The organism is Bradyrhizobium sp. LM2.9, from assembly GCF_054056555.1.
In genome coordinates this window covers 6,246,513-6,265,697 of sequence record NZ_JBSRYJ010000002.1, presented here as the reverse complement: position 1 = coordinate 6,265,697, position 19,185 = coordinate 6,246,513, and the positions used below count along the sequence as shown (strand labels likewise).

Annotated in this window: 15 protein-coding genes and 1 pseudogene; 3 read left to right on the top strand and 13 right to left on the bottom strand. The window is 64.1% G+C overall.

Translation table 11 applies throughout. From position 1 onward, the window contains the following. Nucleotides 1-29 precede the first annotated feature (29 nt). The 3 genes from ACVWW3_RS32255 to ACVWW3_RS32245 form a co-directional block, all read right to left on the bottom strand. Nucleotides 30-905: a F0F1 ATP synthase subunit gamma gene (locus tag ACVWW3_RS32255; protein WP_354049751.1), complete on the bottom strand. Its 876-nt coding sequence runs from the start codon at nt 903-905 to the stop codon at nt 30-32. A gap of 152 nt (nt 906-1,057) precedes the next feature. Continuing rightward, the gene (atpA, locus tag ACVWW3_RS32250) at nt 1,058-2,587 is read right to left on the bottom strand and encodes a F0F1 ATP synthase subunit alpha (protein WP_247339437.1); all 1,530 of its coding nucleotides are present in this window, start codon (nt 2,585-2,587) and stop codon (nt 1,058-1,060) included. After that, entirely contained in the window at nt 2,587-3,147 is a 561-nt protein-coding gene (locus ACVWW3_RS32245; RefSeq protein WP_247339434.1) for a F0F1 ATP synthase subunit delta, read from the bottom strand. Before ACVWW3_RS32245 ends, atpA begins: the two co-directional genes overlap by 1 nt. Nucleotides 3,148-3,782: 635 nt before the next feature. Between ACVWW3_RS32245 and ACVWW3_RS32240 the strand changes: the two genes are divergently transcribed. Then, nucleotides 3,783-4,292, top strand: coding sequence for a septal ring lytic transglycosylase RlpA family protein (locus tag ACVWW3_RS32240; protein ID WP_247444067.1), 510 nt, complete (start codon nt 3,783-3,785; stop codon nt 4,290-4,292). A gap of 234 nt (nt 4,293-4,526) precedes the next feature. On the opposite strand, the gene ACVWW3_RS32235 is transcribed toward ACVWW3_RS32240, so the two are convergent. Beyond that, the gene (locus tag ACVWW3_RS32235) at nt 4,527-6,737 is read right to left on the bottom strand and encodes a primosomal protein N' (RefSeq protein WP_456651971.1); all 2,211 of its coding nucleotides are present in this window, start codon (nt 6,735-6,737) and stop codon (nt 4,527-4,529) included. Between the two features lie 111 nt (nt 6,738-6,848). Between ACVWW3_RS32235 and ACVWW3_RS32230 the strand changes: the two genes are divergently transcribed. Next, nucleotides 6,849-7,814 (top strand): tyrosine recombinase XerC, encoded by a 966-nt coding sequence (locus ACVWW3_RS32230; RefSeq protein ID WP_456651972.1) that lies wholly within the window; start codon nt 6,849-6,851, stop codon nt 7,812-7,814. Nucleotides 7,815-7,818: 4 nt separating this feature from the next. Here the strand turns inward: ACVWW3_RS32230 and ACVWW3_RS32225 are convergent, their stop codons facing one another. After that, complete coding sequence (locus ACVWW3_RS32225; RefSeq protein WP_247344388.1) at nt 7,819-8,382, bottom strand: hypothetical protein; 564 nt, start codon at nt 8,380-8,382, stop codon at nt 7,819-7,821. Nucleotides 8,383-8,502: 120 nt separating this feature from the next. On the opposite strand from ACVWW3_RS32225, the gene ACVWW3_RS32220 reads away from it, so the two are divergent. Further along, complete coding sequence (locus tag ACVWW3_RS32220) at nt 8,503-9,093, top strand: DUF4337 domain-containing protein (RefSeq protein WP_247344391.1); 591 nt, start codon at nt 8,503-8,505, stop codon at nt 9,091-9,093. Nucleotides 9,094-9,190: 97 nt separating this feature from the next. Here ACVWW3_RS32220 and ACVWW3_RS32215 read toward each other — a convergent pair whose 3' ends face one another. The 8 genes and pseudogenes from ACVWW3_RS32215 to sucC all read right to left on the bottom strand — a co-directional run bounded on the left by ACVWW3_RS32215 (nt 9,191) and on the right by sucC (nt 19,145). Continuing rightward, nucleotides 9,191-9,721, bottom strand: a complete 531-nt coding sequence (locus tag ACVWW3_RS32215) for a hypothetical protein (protein WP_456651973.1) — start codon at nt 9,719-9,721, stop codon at nt 9,191-9,193. 33 nt (nt 9,722-9,754) lie between these two features. Further along, nucleotides 9,755-11,156 (bottom strand): annotated as a pseudogene (gene lpdA, locus ACVWW3_RS32210) (dihydrolipoyl dehydrogenase). 57 nt (nt 11,157-11,213) lie between these two features. Beyond that, the gene (locus tag ACVWW3_RS32205; protein WP_456651975.1) at nt 11,214-11,975 is read right to left on the bottom strand and encodes an SDR family oxidoreductase; all 762 of its coding nucleotides are present in this window, start codon (nt 11,973-11,975) and stop codon (nt 11,214-11,216) included. 52 nt (nt 11,976-12,027) lie between these two features. Then, entirely contained in the window at nt 12,028-13,278 is a 1,251-nt protein-coding gene (gene odhB / locus ACVWW3_RS32200; RefSeq protein WP_456672258.1) for a 2-oxoglutarate dehydrogenase complex dihydrolipoyllysine-residue succinyltransferase, read from the bottom strand. 160 nt (nt 13,279-13,438) lie between these two features. Next, entirely contained in the window at nt 13,439-16,408 is a 2,970-nt protein-coding gene (locus ACVWW3_RS32195; RefSeq protein WP_456651976.1) for a 2-oxoglutarate dehydrogenase E1 component, read from the bottom strand. 137 nt (nt 16,409-16,545) lie between these two features. Then, complete coding sequence (gene sucD, locus ACVWW3_RS32190) at nt 16,546-17,430, bottom strand: succinate--CoA ligase subunit alpha (RefSeq protein WP_247344406.1); 885 nt, start codon at nt 17,428-17,430, stop codon at nt 16,546-16,548. A gap of 34 nt (nt 17,431-17,464) precedes the next feature. Beyond that, on the bottom strand, nt 17,465-17,944 hold the full coding sequence (locus tag ACVWW3_RS32185; protein ID WP_456651977.1) for a DUF1579 family protein: 480 nt from the start codon (nt 17,942-17,944) through the stop codon (nt 17,465-17,467). Nucleotides 17,945-17,948: 4 nt separating this feature from the next. Further along, entirely contained in the window at nt 17,949-19,145 is a 1,197-nt protein-coding gene (sucC, locus tag ACVWW3_RS32180; RefSeq protein ID WP_247344410.1) for an ADP-forming succinate--CoA ligase subunit beta, read from the bottom strand. Nucleotides 19,146-19,185 lie beyond the last annotated feature (40 nt).

Sequence of the window (19,185 nt, the reverse complement as noted above, 5' to 3'; positions counted from 1 at the left end):
ACTTGAACGACCGTCGTTTGGTTCGTGCGTCAGACCGCCTCGGCGCCGGAGATGATCTCGATCAGCTCCTTGGTGATCTGGGCTTGACGGGTTCGGTTATAGATCTGGGTTTGCTTGCGGATCATTTCGCCGGCATTGCGGGTGGCATTGTCCATCGAGCTCATCTGCGCGCCGTAGAACGAAGCGTTGTTTTCCAGGAGCGCGCGGAAGATCTGCACGGCGATATTGCGCGGCAACAGGCCGGAGAGAAGTTCGTCCTCCTCCGGCTCGTAGTCGTAGGACGTCGACGGCGCGTTCGCCGCCTTTGCTTCCACAGTCAGCGGAATGATCTGCTGCGCGGTCGGGATTTGCGCAATCACCGACTTGAACTGCGAGTAGAACAGCGTGCAGACGTCGAACTCGCCGGCGTCGAAACGCGCCAGAACCTTCTTCGCGATGTCCTCGGCGTTGACGAAGCCAAGCTGGCGAACGCTGCGCAAATCGAGGTGCTCGACGATCTGCTTGTCGAACAGGCGGCGGAGCTGCTCATAACCCTTGCGGCCGACGCAGAAGAATTTGACTTCCTTGCCCTGCGCAATCAGCGCCTGTGCGCGCTCGCGCGCGAGGCGCACGATCGAGGAGTTGAAAGCGCCGGACAGGCCGCGCTCGCCGGTGCAGACCAGCAGCAGGTGAATCTGATCCTTGCCGGTGCCGGCCAGCAGCGTCGGCGCGCCGGGCGAGCCCGCAGCGGCGCTGGCGATGTTGGAGATCACCGCGCTCATCTTGTCGGCATAGGGCCGTGCCGCCTCGGCCGCTTGCTGGGCGCGGCGCAATCTGGACGCGGCGACCATCTGCATGGCCTTGGTGATCTTCTGCGTCGCCTTGGTCGAGGCGATGCGAACCCGCATGTCTTTAAGTGAGGCCATTCTTCGTTCACCCCGACGGTTCGATCTCTTGCGATCAGACCGTTAGCCTGTCCCTGTCGTCATGCCCGGGCTAGTCCCGGGCATTCACGTCTTCGCCGCCATGCGATGAGGCACGGACGGCCGGGACAAGAAGCCCGGCCATGCGACGGCTCTTATGCAAAGCTCTTGGCGAAGCCTTCGACCACCGACTTCAGCTTGGCAGCACTGTCGTCGGAGAGATCGCGGCTGTCGCGGATCGCATTGAGGATCTCGACGTTCTTGCCGCGCAGCAACGACAACAGGCCGTCCTCGAACGCGCGCACCTTGTTGACCGGGAGCGGATCGAGATAGCCGTTGGTGCCGGCCCAGATCACGCAGACCTGCTCTTCCATCTTCAGCGGCGCGAACTGCGGCTGCTTCAGGAGCTCGGTCAGGCGCGAACCACGGTTGAGCAGGCGCTGGGTCGAGGCGTCGAGGTCGGAGCCGAACTGCGCGAACGCCGCCATTTCGCGGTACTGCGCGAGCTCGCCCTTGATCTTGCCAGCGACCTTCTTGGTGGCCTTGGTCTGCGCCGAGGAGCCGACGCGCGACACCGACAGACCGACGTTCACGGCAGGACGGATGCCCTGGAAGAACAGGTCGGTTTCCAGGAAGATCTGGCCGTCGGTGATCGAGATGACGTTGGTCGGAATGTAGGCCGACACGTCGTTGGCCTGGGTTTCGATGACCGGCAGCGCCGTCAGCGAGCCGGAGCCCTGGTCCTTGTTCAGCTTCGCCGCGCGCTCGAGCAGGCGGGAGTGCAGATAGAACACGTCACCAGGATAGGCTTCGCGGCCCGGCGGGCGGCGCAGCAGCAGCGACATCTGGCGGTAGGCGACGGCCTGCTTGGACAGATCGTCATAGATGATGACGGCGTGCATGCCGTTGTCGCGGAAGTACTCGCCCATGGTGCAGCCGGTGAACGGCGCGATGTACTGCATCGGCGCCGGATCGGAGGCGGTGGCGGCGACGATGATCGAGTATTCGAGCGCGCCCTGCTCTTCCAGCACCTTCACGAACTGGGCAACGGTCGAACGCTTCTGGCCGATCGCGACATAGACGCAATACAGCTTGATGTTCTCGTCCGGCTGCGCGTTGAGCGGCTTCTGGTTGAGGATGGTGTCGAGCGCGATCGCGGTCTTGCCAGTCTGACGGTCGCCGATGATCAGCTCGCGCTGGCCGCGGCCGATCGGGATCAGGGCGTCGATCGCCTTGAGGCCGGTCGCCATCGGCTCGTTCACCGACTTGCGCGGAATGATGCCGGGCGCCTTGACGTCGACGCGCATGCGCTTGTCGGCCTGGATCGGGCCCTTGCCGTCGATCGGGTTGCCGAGCGCGTCGACGACGCGGCCGAGCAGGCCCTTGCCAACCGGCGCGTCCACGATGGCGCGGGTGCGCTTGACGGTCTGGCCTTCCTTGATCTCGCGGTCGGCACCGAAAATAACGATACCGACGTTGTCGGTTTCAAGGTTCAGCGCCATGCCGCGGGTGCCGTTCTCGAACTCGACCATTTCACCGGCCTGGACGTTGTCCAGACCGAAGACGCGAGCGATACCGTCACCGACGGACAGCACCTGTCCGACTTCGGAGACTTCAGCTTCCTGGCCGAAATTCTTGATCTGGTCCTTGAGGATCGCGGAAATTTCCGCGGCGCGGATGTCCATCAGCCTGCCTCTTTCATCGCGTGCTTGATCGAATTGAGTTTGGTGCGAAGCGAACTATCGATCATACGGCTGCCAAGCTTGACCACGAGGCCACCGATGATCGAGGGGTCGACTTTCACGTTGAGCGCGACGTCCTTGCCGGTCACCGACTTCAGGGCAACCTTGAGGGCGTCGAGATTCTTGTTCGAGAGCGCTTCCGCCACGGTGACGTCGGCCGTTACCTCGCCCTTGAACCTGGCGACGAGGGCGCGGTAGGCGCGGATGACGTCAGCCACCGCGAACAGGCGGCGGTTGGCGGTCAGAACCTTGAGGAAATTGGCGGAGATGCCGGCGATGCCGGCCTTGTCCAGCACGGCCGAGAGGGCCCTGGACTGCGTTTCGGCCGCAAACACCGGGCTGCGGACGAGGCGCGTCAGATCGGCGCTTTCGTTCAGCAAGCCCTCGAATTTGTCGAGATCGGCTTTGACCTCGTCGACCACTTTCTGGTCGCGGGCCAGTTCAAACAAGGCCGTTGCATAACGACCCGACACACCGGAAACGGACGTATCTTCTGCAGCCACAGACGCGCTCTTTTTGCTGTCAAACTCGCAAGGGAAAAACCGTCGCCACAAAGCGGCGCCTAGCGATCCAAGCCCTTGGAATTCAAGCGGGACTTCGATTTTCGACCCCGCACGGGAAGTGCCGGGCTCGTTAAAATCGCGGCTTTGCTAACATAGCAGGCGCGCACGTGCAACATGACGCCAAATTAAAGGCACGACGTTCTGTCGCCAGTTCGGCGCAGTCCACGACGACGCAACGACGACCTGCCACCTGACGGAATTGTCGCGCGCTCGGCACCGATACCCGCCCGTGGTTCCTGCCCTCAGCGCATAGCGGCCATGAACACGGATCGCTGAGGCGTGATTCCCGCCCGCCGGCTTCACTCGCCGAATACTTACCCAATTCTAAACGCTGGAAGCGATGACTTCAGTTTACAGTACTTACAAGTAATTAGAAGGTTAACAAACCGTTAAAACGAAATATTACGGAACATCAGCTGAATACCGGTCGAGAGTAACAAGATGTTTCATAAGGACACAGAACGGAATTACTGCCCAATTCACGCCTCATTAGGAATCGAAACGCGATCCCGCTCGCAAACTTACGAGGGCTCCACTTGCCACATATGCGGCAATACTAGCTTAGGGACCACTAAATGCTGACTTTGAAGACGCTGGGCTCTATGACCCGGCCGCGTACGGCGATCGCTTTTGTTGCCGCAACACTCCTCGTCGGCGGAACCGCCACCGAAGCTTCCGCCAAATCCCGGCATCACCATCGGTATTCTCACCATCATCACCGCCATCACGCCCAGAACGATGCCAACGCGACCACCGATTGGCGTAACGCCAATGCGTCGATGACGCCATCGCAGGGCACCGGACGTTCCTTCTCCGGCATGGCTTCGTTCTACGGCAACGAGTCCGGCAGCAAGACCGCCTCGGGCCAGCGCTTCAACCAGAACGCCATGACCGCGGCGCACCGTTCGCTGCCGTTCGGCACCAAGCTGCGCGTCACCCATGGCGGCTCGAGCGTCATCGTCACCATCAACGACCGTGGACCGTTCATTCGCGGCCGTGTCCTTGACCTCTCCACGGGCGCCGCCCGGGCCATCGGCCTCACCGGTGCCGGCGTCGGCCGCGTCACCGCGGAAGTCGTCTCCTAAGGCGCGACAGCGCCTCACCGCACAAGTGCAGTTCCCGTCATCGTCCGCATGGACGTGTGAGCAGCGGGATCAGCGCGGGTGAAACAAGCCCGCCGTCTTGGGGGACGGCGGGCTTGTTTTATCCCTTTTGTCATTGCGAGGAGCGCAGCGACGAAGCAATCCAGACGGCTTCCGTGGAGAGAATCTGGATTGCTTCGCTGCGCTCGCAATGACGGGGAGAGAGTTTTGTAGTCCCTATAAAAAGCTCTGCGGATCGACGTCGACTTCGAGCTTTTGATTGCCTTTCGGCTTCGGGCACACGGCAAGCCAGTTGCGCAAATAATCCGACAGGTCGAAGCCGCGCGCCGATTTCACCAGGATGCGGAAGCGGTAGCGGCCCTTGATGACCGCGAGCGGGGCTTCCGCCGGGCCCAGCACCACCACGCGTTCGTCGCGCGGCGCGAGCGCCACGAGACGGCGGCCAAATCCTTCGGCGCTCGGTCGGTCGCCGGCCGAAATGATCAGGCTCGCGAGCCGCCCGAACGGCGGATAGAGCGTGCGCTCGCGCAAGTCGATCTCGCTGTCGTAGAAGGCTTCCCGGTCGCAGGCGATCAGCGCCTTCATCACGGGATGGTCGGGCTGGTGCGTCTGGAGATAGCCGACGCCGCGGCCCTGCTCGCGCCCGGCGCGGCCGATCACCTGGTTGAGCAATTGCCAGGTGCGTTCCGACGCACGCGGATCGCCATTGGACAGGCCGAGATCCGCATCGACCACGCCGACGAGATTGAGCCGCGGGAAATTGTGGCCCTTGGCGACGAGCTGCGTGCCGATGATGATGTCGACGCGGCCCTCCGCGATGTCATTCAGTTCGGAGCGCATCGTCTCGATCGAGGTGATGAGATCGCTCGACAGCACCATGGTGCGCGCTTCCGGGAATAGCGCGGCCGCCTCTTCCTGCAAGCGCTCGACGCCGGGCCCGACCGCGACCAGCGATTCCTCCGCCGAACAATGCGGGCAGGTTTGCGGACGCGGCATCGAGAAGCCGCAATGGTGACAGACGAGCCGCTGGCGAAAGCGGTGATCGACCAGCCAGGCATCGCAGATGGTGCAGGCGAAGCGATGACCGCAGGCGCGGCACAGCGTCAGCGGCGCATAGCCGCGGCGATTGAGGAACAGCAGCGCCTGCTCGCGCTTTTCGATCGCGATTTTGATCTCGGAAGCGAGCCGCGGCGAGATGAAGCGGCCGCGCGCCGGCGGCCCGCGGCGCATGTCGATGGCCTCGATATGCGGCATGTGCTGACCGCCGAAGCGCGATGGCAGCGCGATGCGCTGATAGCGGTTCTTGCGCGCATTGACCTCGGATTCGACCGACGGCGTCGCCGAGGCCAGCACGATCGGGACCTTTGCGATATGCGCGCGCACCACCGCCATGTCGCGCGCGTGATAATGCACGCCCTCGTCCTGCTTGTAGGCTTGGTCGTGCTCTTCATCGACCACGATGAGGCCGAGATTGCCGTAAGGCAGAAACAGCGCCGAGCGCGCGCCGACCACGACCGGCGCGCTGCCCTCGGAGATCGCCGCCCAATTGCGCGCGCGGGTGCGCGGCGTCAGCTCGGAATGCCATTCCAACGGGCGCGCGCCAAAACGCTGCGCGAAGCGATCGAGGAACTGGCCGGTCAGCGCGATCTCCGGCATCAGGATCAGCGACTGTCTTCCGCGGCGGATCGCCTCGGCCACGGCTTCGAAGTAAACCTCGGTCTTGCCCGAGCCGGTGACACCGTCGAGCAGCGCGACGTGGAAGGTGCCGTTGGCCGCGAGCGCGCGCATCGTATCGACAGCAATGCGCTGGAGCTGTGTGAAATCCGGCCGGCTGAAATCCGGATCGGGGGCCGGCGGCGGCGGAGGCGGCGGCATCGGCTCGACCGTCAGCGTGCCTTCGTCGACGAGGCCGTCGATCACGCCGGCCGAAACGCCGGCTTCTTTGGCGGCTTCCGATTTGCTGTGCAGCAGCCGGTCCGACAGCACCTCGATCAGGCGCTGCCGCGCCGGCGTTAGCCGCCGCGGGGAATCACCGACCAGGCGCACGCCGGCGCGCACCCGCTCTGGGCCGAGGTTCTCGCCCATTCGCAGGCACATGCGCAGCACCATGCCGCGCGGGCTCAGCGTGTAATTGGCGACCCAATCGACCATGGAACGCAGCTCGGGCTTCAACGGCGGGATGTCGAGCTTTTCGCTGACCTCCTTGAGACGGTTGTGCAGGCGCGGATCCGGATTTGCGTTTTCGGCCCAGACCACCGCGATCACCTCGCGCGGGCCGAGCGGCACGCCGACGAGATCGCCCGCCTTCAGCTCCATCCCGCGCGGCACCTTGTAGGAATAGGTCTGGTCGAGCGCGACCGGCACCAGCACGTCGACCATGCGGGTCGCGTTGGCGGGGGCGGTCTGGCTGCGCGACGAATGATCCATGAGGGAGAATCGGAACCTGGGGGCCTTGAAGCTAACGCCTGGGGGAGGCCTTAGCGAACAGTAAACGGGTGTGATGCGATATACTGAGTGGAATCATTACGTCCAGAGCGCATGAGCAAAGCGGCCGCCCCACAAATCGAGCTCGCCAGCGCCGATCCCTCGATCGCGCAGGAGATGACGCGCTGGCTGTCCCATCTCGGCGCGGAGCGGCGGCTGTCGCCGAAGACGCTGGAAGCCTATAGCCGCGACTTGCGGCAGTGCCTGGATTTCCTCTGCGCCCATTGGGGCGAGCGCGTCACGCTCAAGCGTTTCGCCGCCCTTGAGGCCACCGACATCCGTGCCTTCATGGCGATGCGCCGCGCCGACGATATTGCCGGCCGCTCGCTGATGCGCGCACTCGCGGGCCTGCGCTCGTTCGGCCGCTTTCTCGAACGCGAAGGCAAGGGCAAGGTCGGCGCACTCTCGGCGATCCGCGCGCCGAAAGTCGCCAAGTCCCTGCCAAAACCGTTGCCCATGGCGTCGGCCAAACGTCTTGCGGACGCCGACGAACGCGCCGGCGAGGATCGCGAGACCTGGATTTTGGCGCGCGATGCCGCGGTGATGGCGCTTCTGTATGGATCAGGCCTGCGTATCTCCGAAGCGCTTGGCCTGACGCGCCGCGAGGTGCCGCGTCCCGGCGAGGGCGACGTGCTGATCGTGACCGGCAAGGGCAACAAGACCCGCATGGTGCCGGTGCTCCAGAACGTGCTCGCGCTCGTGCAGGAGTACGTCGCGATGTGCCCGTATCCGCTGCCGGCCGAAGGCCCGATCTTCGTCGGCGCACGCGGCGGGCCCTTGAGCCCGCGCATCATCCAGCTCGCGATGGAGCGGCTGCGCGGCGCGCTCGGCCTGCCCGACAGCGCCACGCCGCACGCGCTTCGCCATTCCTTCGCGACGCATCTGTTGTCACGCGGCGGCGATCTGCGCGCAATTCAGGAATTGCTCGGCCATGCCTCGCTCTCGACCACGCAGATCTATACCGGCATCGATTCCGAGCGGCTGCTGGAAGTCTATGCCAGCGCGCATCCGCGGCGGTGAGGCATCAGTCGGCGAGATACTCAATGTCAAAGATGTAGTTCGAGCCGCGGCCGATCTCGGCGCGAACATAGGGCTTGAACTTGAGGCGGTCATAGACCGGCGTCGTCGCCTTCACCGTGTGACCCCCGATATCGGCAAGATGTTCGGCGATTCGCTTGCCGGACCCGCGTAAGCTCTCCACGCGCCCCTCAATCACGAGGCGCGGCTCGGCATAGTCCGAATACAATGTGCTGGCGAATAGCCAGGTCCCGGCAGCACCAAGCACAAGGGCGACCACAAGCTTCCACTTGGAAAGCCGTGGCGAACCCTGGCCGCCGTTCATCAACCTGCGCAGGGCCAATCCAAACATAGTCAGCGAGAACATCACGCCGAACAGATAGGCATCCGTGACGCCCGCGATCGAGCTGCGCCAGTAGAGAAGGCCGAGGACGAAGTAGACGAAGAACGCGCTGATCGCGGCCACGATGACGTAGAGGCGCAGCCGGGGATGGCTGATCGCCGCCAGCAGGACGACGAAAAGGGCCACGATCGGCCAAAACGCCCAGGCGATGAATTCCGCTGTAGTCATGCGCTGAACGTAAGACGCGTGACAAAAAAATCCCTTAAAGCATCCGCTCAAATGATCGCTTGGCGCTTGCGCCGGAACAACGGTTCGGTCAATCGTGGGGAACCGAGCCAGGAGGGACTTATGAGCGCACATGAAAGCATGGAGCATGCCGAGCATGCCGAGCACGCGTCCGGCTCGAACAAGAAGATCGCCCTCCTGATCGCCGTGCTGGCGCTGTTCCTGGCGATCTCGGAGACGCTCGGCAAGGGCGCCCAGACCGAATCGATCAGCAAGAACGTCGAGGCCGCCAATCTCTGGGCGTTCTTCCAGGCGAAGAGCGTTCGCCGCACCGTGGTGCTGACCGCGTCCGAGCAGGGCAAGCTCACGCTCGGCGCCACCACCGACGACGCCATGAAGGCGACGGTGCAGAAGCAGATCGACGATTGGACCAAGACCGCGGCGCGCTATCGCTCCGAGCCGGAGACCGGCGAAGGCACCGAGCAGCTCGCCGAAAAGGCCAAGCACGCCGAGCACGAGCGCGACGAGGCGACCGCGAAATACCATCACTTCGAACTGGCGTCGGCCGCCTTCCAGATCGGCATCGTGCTGGCCTCGGCCACCATCATCACCGGCATCATCGCGCTCGCCTATGTCGCCGGTGTTTTGACCCTGGCCGGCATCTTCATGACGGCGCTCGGCCTGTGGATGCCCCATCTGCTGCATTTGCATTGATGCGCTGAAGAGACGTACACCGCTGTCATGCTCCGCGAAGGGGCACCCAGTAGGCCGCCCGCCTTCGCGGGCAATGACACCGAACAAGTGGCGATGATCAGCGCGCTTCGTGCACGCTCTTGCGAAAACGCTGGATCAGGCGGAGCGTGCGGGAGGACCAGCCTTCGCCATTGCCGGCGATCAGCTCCCTGATGCGGCGCTTGACCGGATCGACCAGCTCGGCGGCCTTGGCGCGCAGCTTCATCACGAGCTGATAGAGCCGCTCGAACCAGCCCATCTCCATCAGCTTGTCGCGCGTCACGTCGAACACGAAAGCGGTGACGCCGACCCCGAGCAGCTTTGCGAACAGGATCGTGACGACCGCGCTGGTCCAGTATTCGTGCGTGAGCAGCCACAGGCCGACCAGCTTGAGCGGAAACAGCGGAACGATCGGGACCGCGAACACGATCAGCGTCATCGCCGGCGACAGCGCGTCGACACGCTCCGACAGCCATTGCTTGAACCGCGCGAGCGGAATGATTGCGACGACCCGCGCGACGATCGGTTCGAGATGATCCCACAGCCAGGCTTCGATCAGGAAGATGATCGCAAGCAGGACCCAGATCGGTTGAAGCAGGCGGCGCAGCATGTGTTTCCCGCCCGATTCGGAGCTGGGCGCGACCTACATATGGATGGCCCGCTTGCCGACTGCAAGCGCGGCCTCCTTGATGGCCTCCGAGCGGGTCGGGTGCGCGTGACAGGTGCGGGCAAGATCCTCGGCGCTGCCGCCAAACTCCATGAGAACGGCCGCTTCATGGATCATTTCGCCGGCTTCGCGGCCGATAATGTGCACGCCCAGCACGCGATCGGTCTTCGCATCTGCGAGAATCTTCACAAAACCGTCGGTGGTCTGGTTGACCTTGGAGCGGCCGTTGGCGGTAAAGGGAAACTTTCCGACCGTATAAGCCACGCCCGCCTGCTTCAGCTCCTCCTCGGTCTTGCCGACGCAGGACACTTCCGGCGTGGTATACACGACGCCCGGGATAACATCGTAGTTCACGTGACCGGCCTGCCCGGCGATGATCTCCGCGACCGCGACGCCTTCATCCTCGGCCTTGTGTGCAAGCATCGGGCCCGCCACGACGTCACCGATGGCATAGACGCCCTTCACGCTGGTGGCGAAATGCGGATCGATCTGCACGTGGCCGCGATTGTCGAGCGCTACACCCGCTTCCTTCAGCCCCAGCCCGTCCGTGTACGGCGCGCGGCCGATGCAGACCAGAACGACGTCGGCTTCCAGCGTCTCGGCAGCGCCGCCGGCGGCGGGCTCGACCCTCGCCTTCAGCATCTTGCCGGAGGTGTCCACGCCTGTGACCTTGGCGCCGAGCTTGAACGCAAAACCCTGCTTCTCCAGGATGCGCTGGAATTGCTTGGCGATCTCGCCGTCCATGCCGGGCAGGATGCGGTCCAAAAATTCGACGACGACCACTTCGGCGCCGAGACGATGCCAGACCGAGCCGAGTTCGAGGCCGATCACGCCGGCACCGACGATCAGCAGCTTGCCGGGGACCTTGTCGAGCGACAGCGCGCCGGTCGACGACACGATGCGGGTCTCGTCGATCTCGATGCCCTTCAGACGCGCGATGTCCGAGCCGGTGGCGATCACGATGCTCCTGGTTTCGATGACCTGCGACTTGCCGTCGGCGGAGATCTCGACCTTGCCGGTGCCCAAGATCTTGCCCGGTGCCCTTGAGCACGTCGATCTTGTTCTTCTTCATCAGGAACTCGACGCCCTTGACGTTGCCGTCGATGCCCTGCTGCTTGAAATTCATCATCGAGGGCAAATCGAGCTTCGGCGCCGAGATTGACACGCCCATCTTGGCGAAAGAGTGCCCGGCTTCCTCGAACATTTCGGAGGCGTGCAGCAGCGCCTTCGACGGCATGCAGCCGACATTGAGGCAGGTGCCACCGAGCGTGGCGTTCTTTTCGACCACGGCGACTTTCATGCCGAGCTGGCTTGCGCGCACCGCGCAGACATAACCGCCCGGTCCGGTGCCGATGACGACGAGATCGTAGGTAGCCATGAGAGAAAGTCCCGTGAGTTTAGCGTGATGAGGATGTGTCGGCGTCCGCGCGGCGCGTCAGCGTCCGCCGGACACATCGAGAGTGGCTGCGGTGACGTAGGAGGCCTCGTCCGACATCAGCCAGACGATGGCGTTGGCGATTTCGTCGGCGGTACCGACGCGCTTCATCGGCACCATATGGGCCAGACGATGATGCCGATCGGGCTCACCGCCAGAGGCGTGGATTTCGGTATCGATCAGGCCGGGGCGGATGCCCGCGACACGGATGCCTTCGCTCGCGACCTCATAGCCCAGGCCGATGGTGAAGGAATCGATCGCGCCTTTGGAGGCGGCATAATCGACATAAGTATTGGGTGCGCCGAGCTTGGCGGCAACCGATGACAGATTGACGATGACGCCGCCCGTGCCGCCGTGTTTCGTGGACATCCGCTTCACCGCTTCGCGGGCGCAGAGGATGGAGCCGGTGACGTTGACCGCCATGACGCGCTGGATGCGCTCGGCCGACATCTCGTCGACGCGCACGCCGCTGGTCCCGACGATGCCGCCATTGTTCACGAGCGCGCCGAGCGTGCCGAATTGATCGGCGGCCTTGAACAGCGCGAGGATGTCGCTTTCTTCGGCGACATCGCATTTCACCGCGATCGCCTTGCCATTGCTGACCGCGATCGCGGCAACCACCTCGTCGGCGGCCTGCTTGTTGCTGGCATAGCCGACGACGACGCGGAAGCCGCGCGCGGCCGCCGCAATCGCGGTCGCGCGGCCGATGCCGCGGCTGCCGCCGGTGATGACAACGACTTTATCCGTCACGCGCGCCTCCATGGTTCGACACGCGCCGCCGCGAAAGGCGACGGCGCTCGCAGAGCATCAGGGATCAGAGATCGAGCACCAGGCGAGCCGGATCTTCCAGGCTCTCCTTGACGCGAACCAGGAAGGTGACGGCTTCCTTGCCGTCGATGACGCGGTGATCGTAGGACAGTGCCAGGTACATCATCGGGCGGACCTCGACCCTGCCGCCGATCGCCATCGGCCGCTCCTGGATCTTGTGCATGCCGAGGATGGCCGACTGCGGCGCATTCAGGATCGGGGTCGACATCAGCGAGCCGTAGATGCCGCCATTGGTGATGGTGAAGGTGCCGCCCTGCATCTCGTCGATCTTGAGCTGGCCGTCGCGGGCGCGGCGGCCGAAATCGGCGATGCCCTTCTCGATGTCGGCGATCGACTTGTTGTCGCAGTCGCGCACCACGGGCACGACGAGGCCCTTGTCGGTGCCGACGGCGACGCCGATGTGGTAGTAGTTCTTGTAGATCAGATCGGTGCCGTCGATCTCGGCGTTGACAGCCGGGATGTCCTTCAGCGCCTGCACGACGGCCTTGGTGAAGAAGCCCATGAAGCCGAGCTTCGAGCCGTGCTTCTTCTCGAACGCATCCTTGTAGTGCGCGCGCAGCGCCATGACGTTGGTCATGTCGACCTCGTTGAAGGTCGTGAGCATGGCGGCGGTGTTCTGCACGTCCTTGAGGCGGCGCGCGATGGTCTGGCGCAGCCGGGTCATCTTGACGCGCTCTTCGCGGGCGGCGTCATCGGCCGGCGACGGCGCGCGGACCTGAACGGCGGCGGCAGGCTGGTTGACCGGGGTCGGCGCAGACGCCGCACGCTCGATCGCGGCGAGCATGTCGCCCTTGGTGACGCGGCCGTCCTTGCCGGAGCCCGGAACGGTCGAGGCGTCGATGCCGGTCTCAGCCGAGAGTTTGCGCACGGACGGGGCGAGCGGGGCGTCGGCCGGCGGCGCCTTTGACGCCACAGCGGGAGCAGCCGCTGCGGCGGCGGCAGCAGGAGCGGCAGCCACGGGCTTTGCGGGCGCAGCGGCAGCCGGCTTGGCAGCGCCAGCGGCACCCTCGGTGATCTGGCCGAGCAGCGCACCGACCGCAACGGTCGCGCCATCGGCGGCGACGATCTCGCTCAGCGTGCCGGCGGAGGGCGCCGGGACTTCGATGGTGACCTTGTCAGTCTCGAGCTCCACCAAGGGCTCGTCGACGGCGACGGGATCGCCGGCCTTCTTGAACCAGCGGCCGATGGTGGCCTCAGTGACGGATTCGCCGAGGGTCGGCACACGAATTTCAGTCATGGTCTTTTCCTTAAGGAGATCGCCAATGCAGACATGAGTGCAGATGTCATCGCCCGCGGATGCGGGCGATCCAGTACGCCGTGACAGTCGTGATAAAGACGGGCGGCGCGGAATACTGGATGCCCCGCCTTCGCGGGGCATGACGAGGTGTAAAGACTTTTCAGCTCAATGCTTCGTCCAGGAACGCCTTCAACTGCGCCTGATGCTTCGACATCAAGCCAGTGGCGGTCGCGGCGGAAGCGGCGCGGCCGACATAACGCGGACGCCGGCTCACACCGTTCACCTGATTCAGCACCCATTCCAGATAGGGCTCGATGAAGTGCCAGGCACCCATGTTGCGCGGCTCTTCCTGGCACCACACCATTTCGGCCTTCTTGAAGCGGGACAGCTCGGCCACCAGCGCCTTCAGCGGCACCGGATAGAGCTGCTCGACGCGCATCAGGTAGATGTCGTCGATGCCGCGCTTCTCGCGCTCCTCGTAGAGATCGTAATAGACCTTGCCGGTGCAGAGCACGATGCGACGGATCTTCTCGTCGGGAACGAGCTTGGTCGCCTCGCTCGGCTGCATCTGGGCGTCATCGTAGAGGATGCGGTGGAAGGTCGTACCCTTCGCAAGCTCCTCAAGACGCGACACCGCCCGCTTGTGACGCAGCAGCGATTTCGGCGTCATCACGATCAGCGGCTTGCGGATCTCGCGATGAAGCTGCCGGCGCAGCACGTGGAAGTAGTTCGCCGGCGTAGTCGGGTAGACCACCTGCATGTTGTCTTCGGCGCACATCTGCAGGAAACGCTCGAGCCGCGCCGAGGAATGCTCCGGTCCCTGGCCCTCATAGCCGTGCGGCAAGAGGCAGACGAGGCCGGACATGCGCAGCCATTTGCGCTCGCCCGAGGAGATGAACTGGTCGAACACGACCTGCGCGCCGTTGGCGAAGTCGCCGAACTGGGCTTCCCACAGCGTCAGCGTGTTCGGCTCGGCGAGCGAGTAGCCGTACTCGAAGCCGAGCACCGCTTCTTCCGACAGCAGCGAGTTGATGACCTCGTAATGACCCTGCTCGTGGCCGAGATGGTTGTACGGCGTGTAGCGGCTCTCGTCCTCCTGGTCGATCAGGACGGAGTGGCGCTGCGAGAAGGTGCCGCGCTCGGAATCCTGACCCGACAGGCGGACATGGTGGTTCTCGTTGAGCAGGGTGCAGAACGCCAATGCCTCGCCGGTCGCCCAATCGATGCCAGCGCCGGTGTCGATCGCCTTGGCGCGATTATCGAGGAAGCGCTGGATGGTGCGGTGGACGCGGAAACCGTCCGGCACCTTGGTGATCTTGCGGCCGATATCCTTCAGTTCGGCGGTGTCGACGCCAGTGACGCCGCGCCGCGCATCTTCTTCCTGATCGGCGATCTTGAAGCCGGCCCATTTGCCGTCGAGCCAGTCGGCCTTGTTGGGCTTGTAGCCGGAGCCGGCTTCGAGCTCGGCATCGAGCCGCGCGCGCCAGTCCGCCTTGGCCTTCTCGACCTCGCCCTCGGTCAGCACGCCTTCGCTGATCAGGCGGCGGGCGTAGAGCTCGAGCGTGGACGGATGGGCCGCGATCTTCTTGTACATCACCGGCTGGGTGAAAGCCGGTTCGTCGCCCTCGTTATGGCCATGCCTGCGGTAGCAGAACATGTCGATGACGACGGGCTTGTGGAATTTCTGTCGGAACTCGGTCGCGACCTTGGCCGCGAACACCACGGCCTCCGGATCGTCGCCGTTGACGTGGAAGATCGGCGCGTCGATCATCTTCGCAACATCCGACGGATACGGCGAAGAACGGGAATAACGCGGATAGGTGGTGAAGCCGATCTGGTTGTTGACGATGAAGTGCACGGAGCCGCCGGTGCGGTAGCCCTTCAGGTCCGACAGGCCGAAGCATTCCGCGACCACACCCTGGCCGGCAAACGCTGCGTCGCCGTGCATCAGGAGCGGCATCACCGAGATGCGCTGGTCCGGCGGATCGCCGTGCTGATCCTGCTTGGCGCGGACTTTTCCGAGCACGACGGGATCGACGATCTCGAGATGCGAGGGGTTGGCAGTCAGCGACAGATGGATGCGGTTGCCGTCGAACTCGCGATCCGAGGATGCGCCGAGGTGATATTTGACGTCGCCCGAGCCTTCGACCGCGTCAGGGTTGGCCGAGCCGCCCTTGAACTCGTGGAACAGCGCGCGATGCGGCTTGCCCATCACCTGGGTCAGCACGTTGAGGCGGCCGCGATGCGGCATGCCCAGCACGACCTCCTTCACGCCGAGATTGCCGCCGCGCTTGATGATCTGCTCGAGCGCGGGGATCAGCGATTCAGCACCGTCCAGGCCGAAGCGCTTGGTGCCGGTGAACTTGGTGTCGCAGAATTTCTCGAAACCTTCGGCTTCGACCAGCTTCATCAGGATGGCGCGACGGCCTTCGCGGGTGAAGGAGATTTCCTTGTCCGGCCCCTCGATCCGCTCCTGGATCCACGCCTTCTGCGCCGCGTTGGTGATGTGCATGAACTCGACGCCGAGCGTCTGGCAGTAGGTGCGCTCGCAGATCGCGGTGATTTCGCGCAAGTTGGCGTATTCAAGACCGAGCACATGGTCGAGGAATATCTTGCGGTCGAAATCGGCTTCGCTGAAGCCGTAGGTCCGCGGATCGAGTTCTTCGCGATTGCGCTGGGCTTCGATGCCGAGCGGATCGAGCTTGGCGTGGAAGTGACCACGCATGCGGTAGGACCGGATCAGCATCAGGGCGCGGACCGAGTCGCGCGTGGCCTGGAGCAGGTCGGCGGAAGAGAAGCCGCCGCCCTTGTCGCCGCCCCTGGCCTGCGCCTTGGCGGCGATCTTGGCACCGACCGTCTTCTCGACTTCCGCCCAATTGCCGTCCAGGGCGGAGGTTAGATCGTCCTGCGGGGTCAGCGGCCAGTTGGCGCGCTCCCAGGACGGGCCTTCGGCGTTCTTGCTGATGTCAGCGGGCTGGTCGTTGAGGCTCTTGAAGAAGTCCTGCCACTCGGCATCCACCGAGGACGGATCCTTCTCGTAGCGGGCATAGATTTCGTCGATGTAGGTGGCGTTGGTGCCCTGCAAAAAGGATGAGAGGGCAAAGGCTGCGTTCGCGTCTTGGCGAGACATACTTGAATTCCTGGCGATTTCGGTTCGCGCATAACAAACGGCGCTGGCGCTGGGCTCCCCGGCAGAGGACCAGCGCGACAGGCACCATTTACCCTATTTGCTGCGAAACTTCGCCCGGAAAAGTACGAAGGAGTGAATTAGCCCTTCAATTTTTCGGCAAGCGTGTGCCCAAGGCGGGCGGGAGACGGAGACACTGTAATTCCTGCCGATTTCATCGCGTCGGTCTTGGAACCCGCGTCGCCCTTGCCGCCCGAAATGATCGCGCCGGCATGGCCCATGCGGCGGCCGGGAGGGGCCGTGACACCGGCAATGAAACCGACCATCGGCTTCTTGCGGCCGCGCTTGGCTTCGTCCTTGAGGAACTGGGCGGCGTCTTCTTCGGCGGAACCCCCGATCTCGCCGATCATGATGATCGACTCAGTCTTGGGGTCGCCCAGCAGCATTTCCAGCACGTCGATGAACTCGGTTCCCTTGACCGGGTCGCCGCCGATGCCGACCGCGGTGGTCTGGCCGAGGCCTTCCTGGCTGGTCTGGAACACGGCTTCGTAGGTCAGGGTGCCGGAGCGGGAGACGATGCCGACGCTGCCGGTCTTGAAGATGTTGGCCGGCATGATGCCGATCTTGCACTCGCCGGCGGTCATGACGCCCGGGCAGTTCGGCCCGATCAGGCGCGACTTGGAACCGGCCAGCGAACGCTTCACGCGCACCATGTCGATGACAGGAATGCCCTCGGTGATGCAGACGATCAGCGGGACCTCCGCATCGATGGCTTCGCAGATCGCATCGGCCGCGCCCGGCGGCGGCACGTAGATCACGGACGCGTCGGCGCCGGTCTTCTCACGCGCCTCGCGCACGGTGTCGAACACCGGCAGGCCCAGATGCGTCGCGCCGCCTTTGCCCGGCGAAGTGCCGCCGACCATCTTGGTGCCGTAGGCAATCGCGGCCTCCGAGTGGAAGGTGCCGTTCTTGCCGGTAAAGCCCTGGCAGATGACCTTGGTGTTCTTGTCGATCAGGATGGACATGAGGTCTGCTTTCGCGAAACTAACGTGTGAGAGGTCAGTGGATGCGGCGGTAGACGCCGGTGAGGACGTCGGCCCAGCCTTCCGCGTCCGGCGAGAACTGGATCTTCAACGAATAGGAATCGTCGTCGATGATTTCGTAGACGTGGCGCGCATTGCCGCGGAGCGAGCCGCGCACCAGCGTCAGGGTCTTCCCGACCCAGCCGCCGGAGGCGGGCGAGGGCGGCGTGTAGCCGAGCGAGTCGTACCAGAACAATTTGTAGGTCCGGTCCTCGCGGTCGAAGGTGAAGATGCCGTGGGTGGCGAAGACCTGCTTGCCGTCGCGCGTCTGCACCGAGTCCTGGATCAGGTAGAAGCCGTTAAGATCCATATGCGCCACGACGTGCGAGGTCGCCGACCCACCTTCCGTCCAGCGCGACGGAAAGACCACCTCTTCGCCATTCCATTCGCCGGCGAACGCGGCAAGACGCGCGTGCTCCGGCAGCGGTGATGATGCGGCGAGATGGTCCTGGGTCATGGCCTTAGCCTCCCTTGACGGCCTTCACGATCTTCTGCGCGGCGTCGTCGAGATTGTCGGCCGGCACCACGTTCAGGCCGGATTCACGGATGATCTTCTTGCCCAGTTCGACATTGGTGCCTTCAAGGCGAACCACCAGCGGCACGCTGAGGCCTACTTCACGCACCGCAGCCGTGACGCCTTCGGCGATCACGTCGCACTTCATGATACCACCGAAGATGTTGACCAGGATGCCCTTCACGTTGGGATCGGCGGTGATGATCTTGAAGGCGGCCGCGACCTTTTCCTTGCTGGCGCTGCCGCCGACGTCGAGGAAGTTCGCCGGCGCCATGCCGTAGAGCTTGATGATGTCCATCGTCGCCATGGCGAGACCGGCGCCGTTGACCATGCAGCCGATGTTGCCGTCGAGCGTGACGTAGTTGAGATCGTACTTCGACGCCTCGATTTCCTTGGCGTCTTCCTCGGTCTCGTCGCGCAGCGCCAGCACCTCGGGGTGACGGAACAGCGCGTTGTCGTCGAACGACACTTTTGCGTCGAGCACGCGGAGCTGGCCCTGCTTGGTCACGACCAGCGGGTTGATCTCCAGCATCGACATGTCCTTGGCGACGAACGCTGCGTAGAGCTGCGCGGTGAGCTTCTCTGCCTGCTTGGCGAGATCGCCGGAAAGCTTCAGCGCGTTGGCGACGGTGCGGCCGTGATGGCCCATGATGCCGGTCGCGGGATCGATCGAGAAGGTCACGATCTTCTCGGGGCTGTTGTGCGCGACGTCCTCGATGTTGACGCCGCCCTCGGTCGATACCACGAACGAGACGCGAGAGGTCTCGCGGTCGACCAGGATCGAAAGATAGAATTCCTTGTCGATGTCGGAGCCGTCCTCGATGTAGAGGCGGTTGACCTGCTTGCCGGCGGCGCCGGTCTGGATCGTCACGAGCGTGGCGCCGAGCATCTGCTTGGCGAACTCGGAGACCTCCGCGGCCGACTTGGCGATGCGGACGCCGCCCTTGTCACCGGCGGATGCTTCCTTGAACTTGCCCTTGCCGCGGCCGCCGGCGTGGATCTGGCTCTTGACCACCCAGACCGGGCCCGGGAGGGCCTTGGCCGCTGCGTCTGCGTCAGCCGCCTTCAGGACCGCAACGCCCTTGGAGATCGCCACGCCGAACTCATTCAGCAGCGCTTTGGCCTGATATTCATGGATATTCATATGGTCGCTCCCTGAACCCGCGGGCGGTGACCGCATGGGC

Coding starts and splice junctions, on each gene's coding strand:
- ACVWW3_RS32255 (WP_354049751.1), bottom strand. CDS start 905: ATGGCCTCACTTAAAGACATGCGGGTTCGCATCGCCTCGACCAAGGCG.
- atpA (WP_247339437.1), bottom strand. CDS start 2,587: ATGGACATCCGCGCCGCGGAAATTTCCGCGATCCTCAAGGACCAGATC.
- ACVWW3_RS32240 (WP_247444067.1), top strand. CDS start 3,783: ATGCTGACTTTGAAGACGCTGGGCTCTATGACCCGGCCGCGTACGGCG.
- ACVWW3_RS32235 (WP_456651971.1), bottom strand. CDS start 6,737: ATGGATCATTCGTCGCGCAGCCAGACCGCCCCCGCCAACGCGACCCGC.
- ACVWW3_RS32230 (WP_456651972.1), top strand. CDS start 6,849: ATGAGCAAAGCGGCCGCCCCACAAATCGAGCTCGCCAGCGCCGATCCC.
- ACVWW3_RS32225 (WP_247344388.1), bottom strand. CDS start 8,382: ATGACTACAGCGGAATTCATCGCCTGGGCGTTTTGGCCGATCGTGGCC.
- ACVWW3_RS32220 (WP_247344391.1), top strand. CDS start 8,503: ATGAGCGCACATGAAAGCATGGAGCATGCCGAGCATGCCGAGCACGCG.
- ACVWW3_RS32215 (WP_456651973.1), bottom strand. CDS start 9,721: ATGCTGCGCCGCCTGCTTCAACCGATCTGGGTCCTGCTTGCGATCATC.
- ACVWW3_RS32205 (WP_456651975.1), bottom strand. CDS start 11,975: ATGGAGGCGCGCGTGACGGATAAAGTCGTTGTCATCACCGGCGGCAGC.
- odhB (WP_456672258.1), bottom strand. CDS start 13,278: ATGACTGAAATTCGTGTGCCGACCCTCGGCGAATCCGTCACTGAGGCC.
- ACVWW3_RS32195 (WP_456651976.1), bottom strand. CDS start 16,408: ATGTCTCGCCAAGACGCGAACGCAGCCTTTGCCCTCTCATCCTTTTTG.
- sucD (WP_247344406.1), bottom strand. CDS start 17,430: ATGTCCATCCTGATCGACAAGAACACCAAGGTCATCTGCCAGGGCTTT.
- ACVWW3_RS32185 (WP_456651977.1), bottom strand. CDS start 17,944: ATGACCCAGGACCATCTCGCCGCATCATCACCGCTGCCGGAGCACGCG.
- sucC (WP_247344410.1), bottom strand. CDS start 19,145: ATGAATATCCATGAATATCAGGCCAAAGCGCTGCTGAATGAGTTCGGC.